General features: G+C 45.8%; 13 protein-coding genes. 7 read left to right on the forward strand and 6 right to left on the reverse strand.

The window, feature by feature from the left end:
• Positions 1-436 precede the first annotated feature (436 nt).
• From K0625_RS13025 to K0625_RS13050, 6 genes are all read left to right on the forward strand, one after another.
• Positions 437-1,483 carry a DUF4062 domain-containing protein gene (locus K0625_RS13025; RefSeq protein WP_220110092.1) on the forward strand — a complete coding sequence of 349 codons (1,047 nt, stop codon included), beginning with the start codon at positions 437-439 and terminating at the stop codon, positions 1,481-1,483.
• A 636-nt stretch (positions 1,484-2,119) separates the two neighbouring features.
• Entirely contained in the window at positions 2,120-2,677 is a 558-nt protein-coding gene (locus tag K0625_RS24710; RefSeq protein ID WP_269902802.1) for a type II secretion system protein, read from the forward strand.
• 250 nt (positions 2,678-2,927) lie between these two features.
• The gene (locus K0625_RS13035; RefSeq protein WP_220110093.1) at positions 2,928-4,115 is read left to right on the forward strand and encodes a M48 family metallopeptidase; all 1,188 of its coding nucleotides are present in this window, start codon (positions 2,928-2,930) and stop codon (positions 4,113-4,115) included.
• A gap of 25 nt (positions 4,116-4,140) precedes the next feature.
• Entirely contained in the window at positions 4,141-4,806 is a 666-nt protein-coding gene (locus K0625_RS13040) for a TIGR00266 family protein (RefSeq protein WP_232847079.1), read from the forward strand.
• Positions 4,807-4,834: 28 nt separating this feature from the next.
• A complete protein-coding gene (locus tag K0625_RS13045; RefSeq protein WP_012323105.1) occupies positions 4,835-5,518 on the forward strand; it encodes a TIGR00266 family protein in 684 nt (227 codons plus the stop codon).
• Positions 5,519-5,529: 11 nt separating this feature from the next.
• A complete protein-coding gene (locus tag K0625_RS13050) occupies positions 5,530-6,579 on the forward strand; it encodes a TIGR00266 family protein (RefSeq protein ID WP_220110094.1) in 1,050 nt (349 codons plus the stop codon).
• An 86-nt stretch (positions 6,580-6,665) separates the two neighbouring features.
• Here K0625_RS13050 and K0625_RS13055 read toward each other — a convergent pair whose 3' ends face one another.
• The 5 genes from K0625_RS13055 to ubiK all read right to left on the reverse strand — a co-directional run bounded on the left by K0625_RS13055 (position 6,666) and on the right by ubiK (position 11,669).
• Positions 6,666-8,024, reverse strand: a complete 1,359-nt coding sequence (locus tag K0625_RS13055; RefSeq protein ID WP_220110095.1) for a sodium-dependent transporter — start codon at positions 8,022-8,024, stop codon at positions 6,666-6,668.
• Positions 8,025-8,295: 271 nt separating this feature from the next.
• On the reverse strand, positions 8,296-8,781 hold the full coding sequence (locus tag K0625_RS13060; protein ID WP_220110121.1) for an Lrp/AsnC family transcriptional regulator: 486 nt from the start codon (positions 8,779-8,781) through the stop codon (positions 8,296-8,298).
• 13 nt (positions 8,782-8,794) lie between these two features.
• On the reverse strand, positions 8,795-9,568 hold the full coding sequence (locus K0625_RS13065) for a phosphatase PAP2 family protein (RefSeq protein ID WP_220110122.1): 774 nt from the start codon (positions 9,566-9,568) through the stop codon (positions 8,795-8,797).
• 277 nt (positions 9,569-9,845) lie between these two features.
• Positions 9,846-11,192: a cell envelope integrity protein CreD gene (gene creD, locus K0625_RS13070; protein ID WP_220110096.1), complete on the reverse strand. Its 1,347-nt coding sequence runs from the start codon at positions 11,190-11,192 to the stop codon at positions 9,846-9,848.
• Positions 11,193-11,402: 210 nt separating this feature from the next.
• Positions 11,403-11,669, reverse strand: coding sequence for a ubiquinone biosynthesis accessory factor UbiK (gene ubiK, locus K0625_RS13075; protein ID WP_220110097.1), 267 nt, complete (start codon positions 11,667-11,669; stop codon positions 11,403-11,405).
• A 143-nt stretch (positions 11,670-11,812) separates the two neighbouring features.
• On the opposite strand from ubiK, the gene K0625_RS13080 reads away from it, so the two are divergent.
• Positions 11,813-12,010, forward strand: coding sequence for a hypothetical protein (locus K0625_RS13080; RefSeq protein WP_220110098.1), 198 nt, complete (start codon positions 11,813-11,815; stop codon positions 12,008-12,010).
• Positions 12,011-12,163: 153 nt separating this feature from the next.
• Here K0625_RS13080 and K0625_RS13085 read toward each other — a convergent pair whose 3' ends face one another.
• A complete protein-coding gene (locus K0625_RS13085; protein ID WP_220110099.1) occupies positions 12,164-15,241 on the reverse strand; it encodes a multidrug efflux RND transporter permease subunit in 3,078 nt (1,025 codons plus the stop codon).
• Between the last annotated feature and the right edge of the window lie 4 nt (positions 15,242-15,245).

Below are 15,245 nucleotides of genomic sequence, written 5' to 3' on the forward strand. Positions count from 1 at the left end.
TGTAATACATTAAGTAATTTGAAATTAATCAGTAAAAATGCTGATGGACATATTGTATACATAGCGATATATTGCCTTGCAACATAACAAGGACGAACCCCAAAGCTCTCATAGCGAATGGCGGATACCTGAAACAGGGATGTGTATCAGTTTATCTGTCAAGTCGTCACGACTTGATACCTGTCAGGGCCTAGGATGGCACTGCGTGCCTGCGAGGTCGTTCGCAAGCTCACTCCGAGGACGCTGCGCTTCTAGTTCCGAGTTAAAAGCCTTAAGAACAAAGGCAAGAGCTATTTCACCACTGAGCGCTTCACAGAGAGCACAGAGTTCACGGAGAAGGGATGGAGATAAAGCAAACACTGTCCATGTTGTAAAAACTATCTTGTTTTTGGGATCTATTAAGCCGTTATATGATCAAGTAAGAAGGAGTTTCTCAGTGGAAAGAAAGCATCAAGTATTTGTCTCTTCAACCTATAGGGATTTAGTAGAGGAGAGAAAGGAAGTAATTCATGCTTTGTTAGAACTAGACTGCATTCCTGCTGGTATGGAACTCTTTCCTGCAACAGACGAAGATGCGTGGTCACTTATTACGGAGGTCATAGATGATTGCGATTACTACTTACTTATTCTTGCCGGAAAATACGGATCCACTAACAAAGAGGGGATTGGATATACAGAAATGGAATTCGATTACGCTATAGCGCAAGGAAAACCAGTTATATGCTTTGTTCATGAGGATATTGAGCTACTGGTTTCCAGTAAGGTAGAGTCATCCGAAAAAGGAAAAGAAAGGCTGTTAGCCTTTATGGAAAAGGCTAAAGAAAAACATTGTAAATTTTGGTCTTCTGCTCCAGACCTAGGCGGGAAGGTTTCTAGGAGTTTAATTCAACTTAAGAAAAAGCACCCTTCAGATGGCTGGGTACCAGGAAGATTTGCTGCTGATCAAAAGATGCTTGCTGAAATGGAAAAAATGAGAGCCAAAATAGCAGAGTTAGAAATGGAGGCCTTAATCAGCAAGGATGCCCCGCCAGAAAACATTGACCAGCTTAAAAGTGGAAGTGATGAGTATTTTATACCTCAGAAATTAAATGTTGATGATGAAGGTGCTCCTGAAGAACATAACCTAGGTGTTAGTTGGGATCGACTGTTCTCTTATTGTGGGCCTGAGTTAGCTGGTGAATGTACATCGGTTGAACTTAGAGAAAAAATGATATTGGCATACTGGCATGCAGTTCCCAGAGAAATTCGTGAATTTAACCACTACAACGGTATTGGCATGCCATATGTTTGTGAAGATCAAATAAGTGTTCAGCTTCAGGCTCTTGGCCTTATGGAGCACGGAACGAAAAAGCGTGCGGTTTCAGACAATAATACTTATTGGAAATTAACGCCGTACGGAGAAAAATACCTTATCCAAATTCGTGCTATTCGAAAAAGCCCTAACAAATCAATGCAGCAGATCGCTGACGCGTCAGCTGATTGAGGCGTTATGTGAGCAGTTTAATTTTCTACAACTAAATTAAGGGAAATAATGAAATTTGATCATGAAATAGAAACAAAGGGGTCGTAGCCCATTGACCTAAATCGAAGAGATAAACAACTCAGTGTGAACGCGACTGCGAGCTTCCAAAACATGGAAGTTTTGGTAGAGCTCACACGGATGTGCTTGCAGCGGCTCGCAGAAGTATTTGCACATTAAGGTCGTTCACTCACATCCGTGTGATCACGACATTCGTATATCCATATACAGCGACAATCAAGACACCCAGAATTGTTTAACAAAGGTCTCGCAACCAATTAACCTAAATCGAAGAGATAAACAACTCAGTGTGAATGCGGCTGCGAGCTTCCAAAACATGGAAGTTTTGGTAGAGCTCACAGGGATGTGCTTGCAGCGGTTCGCAGAAGTGTTCACACATCGGCATGCTGCAAGCAATAAACACCATTGAAGCAATGGTTACCTACAAACCATCAAACACCAACTCAGTCCAACCCCCCCGATGAAACCATAAAAAAGATACTTCAAACTTGTTATTCGACAAGTTCCCCCACCTTGTTAAAGGTGATATATAAAATTACTTTGGTTACACTAGTAAACATGTGTTTTGTGGAGAAAAGTATGCAAAAAGCAAGTGTTATTAGACATTATAACCAAGGATTCACTTTGATCGAATTGGTGGTGGTGATTATTATTCTTGGGATTTTGGCTGTTACCGCGGCACCTAAATTTATAAACCTTTCCTCAGATGCTCAGGCTAGTACATTAAAAGGTATGGCTGGAGCGATGAAAAGCTATGTCAGTATGTCGGTAAGCGAAGGTTATATTAAAGGGAGAGAAATTAATGTAGTCGGCTCCAATGCTAATACATATCAAATTGATGATGTTGGTTTGATCACTGGTGTTCCCCGTGGTGATGATGACACGCTAACTGGTGAGGGCACTGATGGTAACTTGTTGCCTGAAATTTACGAGGCAATTGAGCTGGATGTAGCAGCGGCTGATATGGTACATGCTCGCAGAGCAATTAATGGTTGGTGGGCGCCAGTATTGACATATAAAAGCAAGGTTTCAGTGAGTGTTCCTACCGCAACACAAATTATCGCAACCAATTGTTATGTAGATTATCAGCCAAACCCAGGAAAGGCGGATGTATTGGCTGTGACATCGGGCTGTTAATATAGTTATTTATTAACTTTTAAAACGGCTCAGCCCCTGCTGCAAGCAATAAACACCATTGAAACAATGGTGGTCTATAAACTATGTAAATAACCTCAACTCATCGTCAATCTTTAGTATTATCCTCTGAGCTATATACTCAAACCATTTCAAGGTGCTGGATTCAGCTAAAACTGATTGGTATAAGGGTTAAACCTTGTTAGTGTAGAAGCTAAATATAATAAAAATCTCATTATGTGAAGGATCACTTATGTCTGAGGTTCGCTCTGAATACCTCTATCCTTGTCATGGTATTCATTCAGCACTGCCCAAAGGGCGTGCGTCGGGTCAATTGACCATATGTAAAACCCATCTGATGTTCACGGTTAACGACAAGAGAGTTCAACTTGGCTTTGCCGAGCTTGAGATCTCTCAAGGTGGTGCCAGTGATAGATTGATCTTCTTTAACCACCCCGCGTGTGCCGATTGGCGCTTTTACTGCTCCGATCGCTCTGTATTAAAAAACCCCTACTTAAAACAAGCACCGCATCTAAATAGCGTGATGACGAAAGCGACCCGTAAACGTCAATTTAATTGGTTAGTGCTCACTGTGGTGGTTTTGCTGTGCGTGTTAGTGCCTGTGGGGCTGCTGGCCAATTTAGGTACCGGCAGTAAGATGATTGCTAAGCAGATTCCCGTTGAGTGGGAGGAGACGCTAGGGTCATCGAGCTTCGATCAATACTCATTGCAGAGTGAGTTGATGGATGAGCAGCGCGGCGAGCTTTTATTAACGCCTTTAGTTCAGCCTCTATTGGAGGTTCTACCGAATAAGCGTTACCAATATCAATTTTATATCAGTGATGACTCAGAGCTAAATGCCTTTGCCCTGCCAGGTGGCGTGGTGGTGATCAACTCTGGATTGATCTTGGCGGCGGATTCACCAGAGGAGCTGCTCGGTGTGCTGAGCCATGAGATTGTCCATGTGCGTGAGCAACACGGGATCCGTAACCTTATTTCAAGTGCGGGCACCTATCTCATTTTAAGTGCCATTCTTGGGGATGTTTCCGGCTTGATGGCCGTGGTGGTCGATTCGGCTCCACTGTTGATAAATCAAGGTTACTCCCGCCAGTTTGAGACCCAAGCGGACGAACAAGGCTTCGATATATTAGTAACCGCTAACATCGATCCTAAAGGCCTACCGCTGTTCTTTAATAAGCTGCTGGATAAAGAGGCCAAGATGTTGGAGAGCATTGAGGATGAAGATCAGCGTGGCTTGATTGAAACGGGTCTTGGGTTTCTCAGCTCACACCCTGCTACCAAAGACCGCATTGAGAACCTGCAGACTAGAGCCGAGAACATAGATGCTGAGTTTATTGTGCTAGATGAGGCGTTTTTTAAGCTGCAAGATGAAGTGGCAGAGTTTGTTGTTAAACATGAAAAGCCAGAAAGTGGCTTGTAAAAATCATAAACGATAAAAGGGAAATATGATGGAAGCAAAAATAATGGGCTCACAAGCCTTTTCCTACATAGATATCGATCTGGAACCAGGTGAAACAGTGATTGCTGAATCTGATGCCATGAGCAGTATGGATGCTGATTTGGATTTGACAGCAACCTTCAACGGCGGCTTTTTTAAGGGGCTACTGAAGAAGTTTTTTGGCGGTGAAACTCTGTTTATTAGCCGCTATAGCAATAATACCTCGGCGCCTAAGCGAGTGACTTTAGTGCAGCCTGTTCCCGGTGAGATCCGCTGTTATGAGCTCAATGGTGATGAGTTTAATCTTCAGCCAGGCGCGTATTTGGCATCGACTGACGGGGTTAAGTTGGGTCTGAGATGGGCGGGCTTTGTCTCCTTTATTGCTCGCGAGGGCCTGTTTAAGCTGACGGTAACCGGTGAGGGTAAGGTCTGGTATGGCGCATATGGTGCCCTGCTGGAGAAGGAGATCGACGGGGAATACATTGTCGATACCTCTCACTTGGTGGCTTACGAGCCCGGAATTAAGCTAAAACTGCAGTTAGCGGGTGGGATCTTCTCTAGCTTCTTTGGTGGTGAAGGCTTAGTGACACGTGTGGAGGGCAAAGGGAAGATTATTGTCCAGAGCCGCAGTGTTTCAGGTCTTGCTGGTTGGTTAAATCCAAAGTTCAGATAATTGTGATAGTTGAGGGGGAAGATAGATAATGGAAATTGAATTGTTATACCGTCCAGGGAATACGGCTGCCAAAGTCACTCTTGAAGAGGGGCAAACTATCACGACTGAGTCCGGCGCTATGATCGCCATGAGCGGCAATATGGACATTACCACAACCACCCATAAGAAGAAGTCTGGTGGATTTTTGAAAGCGGCCAAACGTATGTTGGCTGGTGAGTCTCTGTTTCTGAACCATTTTGAACCTAAACAGGGCTCAGGTGAGCTGTTTCTAGGGAGCAGTCTTGCGGGCGATATGATGACGATGGACTTAGACAATGAGAGTCTTATCGTGCAAAACAGCTCCTATATGGCGTCATCTGAGGGGATTGATGTCGATATGGGCTGGCAAGGATTTAAGTCGCTTTTCTCGGGTGAAAGCGTGATCTGGTTGAACCTAAAAGGGCAGGGGAAGATCTTAATCTCCTCCTTTGGCGCCATCTATCCGGTGGAGGTCGACGGTGAGTATATTGTCGATTCGGGCCATATTGTGGCGTTCGATGAAACCTTAGATTTCAGTATTACTAAAGCAGGCAAGAGCTGGTGGCACTCCTACCTTGGTGGAGAGGGCTTAGTGTGTAAGTTCAAAGGCAAGGGGACAGTTTGGTGTCAATCTCATAATCCATCGAGTTTTGGTGGGGCGTTAAGCTCATCACTTCGCGCTAGAAAAGCTTAAGGGGAAGCGTAATGAATCAAACCTATAATATTACCCTGACCGGCGAGCTGATTGGTGAGATAGAGCGCTCTGATGCTATCGCTGTTTTTGCTAAGTTATTTAAGTTGCCTCTAGACAAAGCCCATGACTTTTTTCACAAAGCTCCATTAGTGGTGAAAAAGTCAGTGGATGGCGATACCGCCAATAAGATCCAGCAGATCCTTGAGAAGTCAGGGTTGCATTGTGAAATCAATCCGGTAGAGGTGGTTGAGACAGAGCAGAGCACTCAAGTGGGCGTGATGAGTGAGTCCGCTGTAGATGCTCAGGATGAGCAAAGCGGTCAAGAGAGGGAAGAGATGTTAGATAGTGAATCGGAAATGACTACCGAGCCTGAGCAGCCTAGTGCGAGCTTTAAAGGTCTTAAGTTTGAGATGGCGGGGCAGCCTGATTATGGATTTGTGACAGTACATGTGCCTGCTGGTGAGATGCTAAAGGTGGAAGCTTCAGCCATGGCGACCATGGACACTAACATGCAGATGAAAACTAAGATGCGTGGTGGGCTGGGTAGAATGGTCACTGGCGAGAATATCTTCGTTAATGAGTTTACCGCCGCGAATATGGAGGGAGAGGTGGGTATTGCTCCTGGCGCGCCGGGGGATCTGTGTCATCAGTATCTGGATAATGAGACCATCTATCTACAGAATTCAGCATTTGTTGCTTGCAGCAGCGGGATTGAGGTTGAGAGTAAATGGCAAGGGTTAGTGAAGGGCTTTTTCTCTGGTGAGAGTCTGTTTTTAATTCGGGCACAGGGCAAGGGCGATCTCTGGTTTAACTCCTATGGCGCAATTATCGAAATTGATGTGAATGATGACTACGTGGTCGATACTGGCAACATTGTTGGCTTCACCGATGGCCTTGAGTATCAGATCACTAAAGTGGGCGGTTATAAGTCGTTCTTCTTCTCGGGAGAGGGGTTAGTGTGTCGCTTCTCTGGTAAGGGAAAGGTCTGGATCCAAACTCGAAGCTCAGCGGCATTTGTGGGCTGGGCACACTGGTTTAGGCCAGTGAAAAGCAAAGGTTAGTCCCTAGATTTAAACGACATTAAGCGTAAGCACTAATAATGGCCCTATATCTCTATAGGGCCATTATTATTTAAGACGGTTTAGTCTTATTGATTAAATAACTGGATAATGATCAGTGTGATCAAGGCTGGGCACACATATTTTACATAGAGCGGCCAAATTCGCCAGAAGATGCTGTTACTGTCAGCTCCCTCTTGCGCTTGAATATCTTTCAGTAGACTATTTCTCTGCCACACCCAACCTAGGTAGATTGCTATGCCAAGGGCGATAAGAGGTTGAGCTCGCTCTGTGGTTAGCGTGATCATAAAGCTAAACAGTTGCTCGAAGTTCAGTACCACAGTTAGCGATAGCACGACCACAAGTGCGCCAATTAAATAAGTAGCCCTGTTGCGGCTGATAGATTTTTTCTCCATCAGATAGCTGGTGGGCACCTCAACAATTGAGATGGCTGAGGTTAGCCCCGCTATGGTCATCAAGATGAAAAACACGAACGCCAACAGGTACTGTAGGTTGCCGCCTAAGGTCTCAAATAGTGCAGGCAGCACCGTGAACACTAAGGTGTCTGAGTTAAGTAAGCTTCCATCTTCTGCAAATATCTGCACGCCGTTATATTGGGCGACATACATGGCTGGAATAATCATTAAGGCGGCTAAAAAAGCGACACTGGTGTCTGTTAGGGTGACATATGCTGTTAGTTTGCCTAGGTCCTCTTTTTTACTTAAGTATGCGCCGTAAACCATCATGGCACCTGTACCTATGGTGAGTGAGAAGAAGGTCTGTCCCAGTGCGCCAATCAGCACATCTGGCTCCCATACTCGAGAGAAGTCTGGAACCAACAGCACCTCTAACCCTGTCATGGCACCGGGCTGGGTTAAGATGTAGATCACCCCCATCACTAAGATAAGCAGTAGTAGCGGCATCAATCTTTTTGACCACAGCTCGATCCCTTGTTGCACCCCTTGGCGGATCACTAATACCACCATCAAGATAAACAAAGTGGTGAACACTAGATTACGAGATAGCGAGAACTCCATCAGCCAGTTTGATGCTTTTACAAAACCGAACAATTCAGCGATGGGCGCTAAGGCGAAGCTGACAAACCAGCCTGAAAGTATGGTGTAGAAAGTGCAGATCAAGGTCGCAGTGACGATAGAGATAAAACCTATGGCCTTACCTATTTTTCTACTGGCAGGACTTGAGCCTATTTTTGCCATCGCATCGGCTGGGTTGGTCTGTCCGTGGCGACCAATCATCAGCTCAGCAACCAGCATGGGGTAGCCGAGGATTAAGATAAGCACTAGATAAACGAGTAGAAAGGCTCCGCCACCATGGGTTGCGGCTTGAGTGGGAAACCCCCAGATATTGCCGACACCAACAGCGGATCCGGCGGCGGCCATAATGAAGCCTAATCTGGAACTAAAATGGGTGGAGTTGGAACTGCTCATGCTTATCTCTCGCTAACAAACTGTCTTCTGAGGGGCGCATCATAGAGGTTTATACTAACAGGTCAATGGCGAATTGTGGCGTGAAACTGATTCTTGGTGATGAAACATGTTGCATTTAATTTATTTTTTGATGAAGTCTATCGTTATTTTGTTATTTCTTGATAGTTATCTGCTTGGCGGGTGGTTTGAAGGGGGTGAACGCAAAATTATTGCGTTTGAAATAAATTGTCGAGTTATGATGTTTTTCATCACAACTCGAGTCATGCACTGCTTAAGGGAGCTGGGTTGGTAGTGGAATGCTGGTTTTACTCTTGACCTGCTTAAGCACAAAACTGGATTTCACCCCTGAGATATGTGGGTCGGTTGTCAGCTTCTCCAGCAGAAAAGTTTTAAACTCCTTCATGTCGGCGATTAGCACCTTAAGCTGATAATCTGCATCGCTACCCGTTAACAGGCAACACTCTTGCACCTCATCGTACTGGGTTATCTTCTCTTCAAAGGAGTCTAAAATTGCTTGAGAGTGCTTCTCTAATCTCACTTGCACATACGCGGTGAGAGAAAGATTAAAGTGCTCGGCAGAAAGCAGGGTGGCATATCCAGCAATATAGCCGCTCTCCTCCATCGCTTTTACGCGTCGAGAGCAGGGAGAGGCTGAGAGTCCTACTCTTTCTGCCAGCTCTTGGTTAGAGAGTTTACCTTGGCCCTGTAGCAGTTTTAAGATGGCCAGATCTATCTTATCGAGTTGCAACTCTGCCATATGAGTGGATCTCTTATTCATTATATTGGGTATCTGTCAGTTTCTTTCTCTTCTCCATTAAGTTTGAATAGATGAGAGACAGATAGGGAAAGGTTTTATGTATCACTAAGATGGATAACAGACCAATGATGCCGCCAAGAATTGTGGAGGCCAGCACATCCTGAGACCAATGCATACCCAATAACATACGACTGAAACCCATGCCTATGCTCCAGACAAAGAGTAAACCTGGGAGCACTAGATTTCCCGCAAGCAGCAGATAATAGCTGGCAATCATGGTTAAGGTCAGCGCAAACAGGGTGTGGCCAGAGGGGAACGCAAAGCCCACCTCATGCTTCCAGTGTTGCTTGATTAAAGGTGAAAGAGTGAGCTCCGAATTAGCATAATCGAGTCTATCGAGTGTACTGCTCATCTCACTCTTACGTTCAGCTTTGGTGAGTGAGTAAAAGTTATCTGTATTGAGCAGGTATTGGCTCTCTAACCATACCGCATTGGGTCTGGACTCGTTGAAGTAGGGTTTAAGGTAGCTATTTAAGCCCAAACTCGTACACATACCCAGCGAGATAGTGAGAAAAAAGCTCATAAATTGAGGTTTTGATAAGCGCCGATATCCTAAAAGCAGAACAAGTAACACAGTAGCGACACCATAGGGAGCAGTGCCTGTCGAGGTTAACCAAAACAATAGGTTAGCAAAGGTAGAGTCTAGTTTGATGAGCGGAAACAGTGATGTATTCAACAGCAGCAAAATGGCTGGGATAATCGCTAAAATTGCCCAACCAAAGATCATCGGGGCAAAAGGGGAGCGAAGACTGGTCGAGGGTGCTTTCAAGAATATGGCCTTTTAGTACAGTTTGTGTGCATTTTGATACTAAGGGTTAGGCTAACTTGCCAAAAACTGATTGCCAAGCAGATAGCCTGATAAAGCAGTAAATTGAATGAATTAGCATCAGAGGTTTAACCCCTGCTTAACACTTGTGTAAATTGTTACCTTGAAAAGAGCGCAAAGAGTGAAAATCCCCATGGTGCAATTGCAATTGGGGATCTCATTCCGATTGGTATTAAGCTTAAGTCTCCATGCTCTTATGGCGCGTAATAAACATCAAGATCAGCAGCACGGTCAACAGTAAACCTGTTCCCATTAGTAGCGCGTAATCTTCCAGTTTTAGTATGGAGTAGAGAACGCCATACAGACTGGTTAGCATGGTGGCGATAATCGCGCCCTTTTTATAACTTGCTGTGGCGCTGGCCACATAGGCAGACACTGATAGCACAGGGATGGATGCGGCAATAGTGTATGCATAGTTAAACTCTAGGTGCTCCGAGAGTGAAAGTAGCAGTAGGTAGAAGAGGGTGACAGCGCAGCCAACTAACAGGTACTGAACCAAGTTAAGGCGCGTGTTTTGTCCAAGTTCAAATATCAAGAGCACGATAAAGGTGAGTGCGATAAATAACATGCCGTATTTTACCGAGCGCTCAATCTTGCCGTAGTGGGTGACAGGCTCAAAAAGCTGACTACTTGCTTGCACTTCGGTGAGGTTGATATCTTGACTGCTGCTGAATACCTGAGGGTAGTTACGGGTCAGGTGGCTTATTTTCCAGTCTGCACTGAATCCCGAGTCTGATATCTCTCTGTTGGTGGGTAAGATCCCGTTGAAGCTTGGGTGAGGCCAATCTGTGGTGATGGCGATATCTGTGTGTTCACCCAAAGGCAGTGCGCTAATGGACTGAGAGCCGCGAAGTGCAATGGCAAAGTCGACCTCAAAGTCATTTTGCTGAAGGTTTATTGAGAGTGGTTGGTGGAAGCCTCGTTCCAATCCCTGTTGTCGCTCTAACCCTGTACCGGGCATGATCCCCGCCTGGGCTTGAGTTAGCAGTACCTTACCTTCGCTATTTAAGAGGGTTAATCTCTCTATCTTCTCAATCGCTTGGTTTGCGGAGATCCCGAATATAAGTCTGGCGTTATCTGTTTTTAGCTCAATGAGGTTTGGAATGTCCAACTCAGGCATAACAAATCTGGCCTTGCCAGACACCTCAGCATTGTAGACCAGTGATTGATATATCCCCCTTGAGCGAAAATCATGTTTAAGATCCATATTCAGTTTTAGCTGTTTAGGAAGTATCACAAGCTCACTTTGATATTCGGACTTATATTTTACTGGTTCACCTGCATCATTGACTTTCTCATGCACCATTTGGTAGCGGTATGGGATGACAAGCGCCGGCCCTGAGATACGCTGCTGTGGCCCCCAAGATTGCCCAATCTCCTCGACCACGTCGTTGTAGAGGTATTGTCTGTCTGAGGTCATGTTCATCACTATCCCTAAGGGGATTGATGACAGAAGTGAGATGCCAACCAAGATAATTATCTTGTGGGTGATATTACTGGCGGCGGTGGTGAATAAGTTAAGCATTGCTGATTACCTTCCCTTTATCTACGGTATTTTCCTTGGGGACTATTGGAGCAGAATTTAACGGGGCAAGGGGGGCAAGGCGGTGATCAATTGTGGCTAAAAAGAGGCAATCTATTCCAAACTATTCCAAAAACAAAAAAGAGCGCCTAAACGCTCTTTGTTATCGTCTCGAGTCAGCGAGCTGTGCCACTGGGAGCTTATTGATAAGAACTACTCGGCAGACTCTTCGCGTTCGTTAAGCTTCTTTTCGAGTGCATCTACTTGTGCTTGAAGTGCTTCAAGTTTTTCGCGAGTTTTCAGCAATACATGCTGCTGTACCTCAAACTCCTCATGGGAAACCACATCTAACTTCATTAGCTGGTTTTGCAAGATCTGTTTACTCTTCTCTTCAAACTCGCCAGCAAACTGCTTTAGTCCATTTGGCAGGTTATCACTTAGCTGCTTAGCAACCTCTTCGAGTTTCTTGGGATTAATCATGATCGGTTTCCGCCATTGGCTAATTAGAGCTTAATAATAGCTAAGATTGTACCTGATACCAATCGGTATAAGAAAGTGATCTACTCAGAGTTTTTTTGGCAAGCTAATTCAAGGCGAATGAATGACAGAATGGTTATTCCCTTGTGAGTTCATTCAACGCAGAAGTAGGCAGCCAAAAACACTCCTTACAGGCGAGTTTTAGCACATCCGATGCAGCGTTAACGAGCTTAAACGTAGAACAACTATGTTCCTCACTCGTTGCAAACCACATGGATGTGGTGAATGTCATTAATGCAGGAGCAATTAAAGGCCTTGCCTCAGAAGCGCTAAACTCTCGCTGAGCGATCACATCTTTATACCGATTGGTATGAGGCGGTCGTTTTTAGGAACTAGCTGAGATCAATAACTGCAGATCTGATCTTTAGATTGGTATTAATAAAAAAGCCCCCACTCAAGAGATTGAGCAGGGGCTTTAAGTTAACTGAATACAGCTATTAGCTGAGCTTTAGCTCCTCTTCAAACTCGGGGAGAGGCTCATGTCTCTCTGCTAGGTAAGTGTAGATAACAGGCAGAACAAACAGGGTAAAGGCGGTGCCGATGGCTAAGCCTGAAACAATAACAAGACCGATATTGAATCGAGCGACAGCCCCTGCGCCAACGGCGAACAGCAGCGGAATAAGACCCGCGATCATGGCCGCAGTAGTCATCAAGATTGGGCGTAAACGAACTGTGGCTGCAAGTTTAATGGCGTCCATCTTGCTGAGGCCATTATGCAACTGCTCCTCCTTGGCCACCTCACACATCAAGATCCCGTGTTTCGTGATGAGTCCCACTAAGGTGATAAGCCCAACCTGAGTGTAGATGTTCATCGACGATAGACCAAAGATATGGGTCCAACCCAGAGCAATTAAGGCGCCACTGATAGCCAGAGGCACAGAGACCAGTATCACTAAAGGATCTCTGACACTTTCGAATTGACTTGCTAGGACTAAGAAGATGATCGCTAGTGCTAAACCAAAGGTGGCAAATAGTGCAGAACCTTCGGTTACGTACTGACGCGCTTCACCCAGGAAATCATAGTCGTAGCCCTTAGGTAGGTCGTTATCCCCTATATTTTTCAGGAAATCGATAGCATCACCTATCGCTACACCTGGTGTGGCAACTCCACCTACAGTTAACGCATTCATCTGGTTAAAGTGAGGTAGTGAACGTGGCTGCGCGACCATCTCGATATCCACTAAGCTGGAAAGTGGAATAGAGCGACCATCTGCAGCCTTAACGTAGAAACCGTCAAGGGATTCTGGGTTGTCTCGGAACTGACGCTCAACCTGTGGGATAACCTCATAGGAGCGGCCATCTAGGTTGATGCGGTTAACATAACCATCACTCATCATGGTGGTTAAGGTGACCCCGATATCTTGCATTGTGATGCCGTAACTGCCGGCAAGGTCACGCTTGATATGGATCTTCATGGTACCGGAATCAAACTTAAGGTTGATCTCTGAGTAGACAAACAGCGGGCTATTTTGCACCTTCTCAAGTACGCTGCTGCCTATCTGGAACAGGCTTTCAAATGAGTTTGATGTGGTGATCACAAACTGGATAGGTAAGCCCCCTGAAGCGCCAGGAAGCTCAGGCATCTGGAATGTGGTCACGGCCATGCCTGGGATCTGCTTCACCTCATCCCCCAAAATCTTCTGCATCTCCTTTTGGCTCTTATCGCGCTCACTCCAAGGTACTAAAGGTGCGATACCAAAGGCTTGATTAGAGCTTGGTATTCCAACAAAAGCCAATGATGCATCACTTTCTGGATGTGATTTGATGATATCGGTGACTAAGGTCATATTAGATTGAATGTAATCTAAGTTAGCCGTTGAAGGCGCGGTGCCCATCATCATCACAACACTCTTGTCTTCGTTCGGTGCCAGCTCCGAGGGGATAAAGCTGAACAGAACAGGCAAGGTGGCGAAAACAATGAAGGCGAATGCGATAACCACAGGACGACGCTCCATCACCGCATTAAGCATGCTCTGGTAGCGGTTTGTCATCCCTTCTAGGAAGCGCTCAACACCTTGTTCGAAACGGTTAGGCGTCGAGTGAGGCTTTAAGATTTTCGAGCACATCATAGGGGAGAGTGTGAGTGCCACGATCCCTGAGATAAACACTGCTCCAGCTAAGGTGAGGGCAAACTCTTTAAATAGAGATCCCGTTATTCCACCCATCAAGGCTATCGGCGCATAAACCGCTGCTAGTGTGATGGTCATGGAGATCACCGGAACCGCGATCTCACGGGTTCCGATAATGGCAGCTCTAAAGGGAGTTTCACCGAGCTTGATATGTCGGTCGACGTTTTCCACTACCACGATGGCATCATCCACCACTAAGCCGATAGCAAGTACCATGGCAAGCAGGGTCATCAGGTTTAAGGTAAAGCCAAACATCTGCATGATGACGGCAACACCGATGAGGGAGAGTGGTATGGTGACAATCGGAATTATCACAGCACGTAGCGACCCGAGAAACAGGGTGATGACCACGATAACAATGAGTGCGGCTTCGCCTATGGTTTTAATCACCTCAGAGATGGACTCATCGATCGCCAATGAGGAGTCATAGAGAATGCGAGCCTTCATCGATACAGGGAGGTTACGCTGAATATCAGGCATCAACTCACGGGCATCTTCGGCAACGATAAGCGGGTTTGCGGTTGGTGTGACATCGAGTCCAACAACGACCGCCTCTTGACCATCGGCCAGTGCTCGGTAGACATCGTGGCTCTTATCTAGACTCACCTCGGCAATATCACCTAAACGAACCACAAGACCATCTTTACTGGCGATCACTAGCTTTTTCAGCTCTTCAACGGTGGCAACTTGAGTATCTGCCGTGCCATTAAAGAGGGTAAATGTACCGTTGGCCTGACCTACTGCCGATTGGTAGTTGTTGGCTTGTAGTACCTGCATCACTTCGCTTGATGAGAGGTTAAACGCGCCCATACGTGCCGGATCTAACCATATTCTCATGGCATATTTGATACCACCGTAGAGGTTCACTTTAGCCACACCGTTGATGGTAAATAGCTGAGGCTTTACCACTCGCTCTAGGTAATCTGTTATCTGGCTAGAGTTGATCTGATCGCTATAGAAGGAGATATAGAGTACTGAGGTTTGAGAGCCAGTGGACATATCAACGGTGGAGTCTTCCGCCTCTTTAGGCAGTTGAGAGCGTACCGAGTTAACCTTGGCGAGAATATCCGCCAACGCACCGTTTGGATCGGTATTGAGCTTCATATAGACAGTGATCTTGGAGGTGCCTAGAGAGCTGTCTGAGGTCATAAAGTCGACGTTGTCAGCCTGAGCCAGTGCTTGCTCTAAGGGCTGAGTAATAAAGCCCTGAATAAGATTTGCATCGGCGCCATAGTAGCTGGTGGAGACGGTGACTACGGTATTGGTCATCTCAGGATATTCACGAACCTGCATGCTACTCATGGAGTTAAAGCCAAGGAGTAGCAGTAGGAAGCTTATCGAGGCGGCGAGTACCGGCCTGCGAATAAAGATATCAGTAAAGCGCATTGCC

It is taken from the genome of Shewanella nanhaiensis (assembly GCF_019457885.1).
GTDB lineage: Bacteria > Pseudomonadota > Gammaproteobacteria > Enterobacterales > Shewanellaceae > Shewanella > Shewanella nanhaiensis.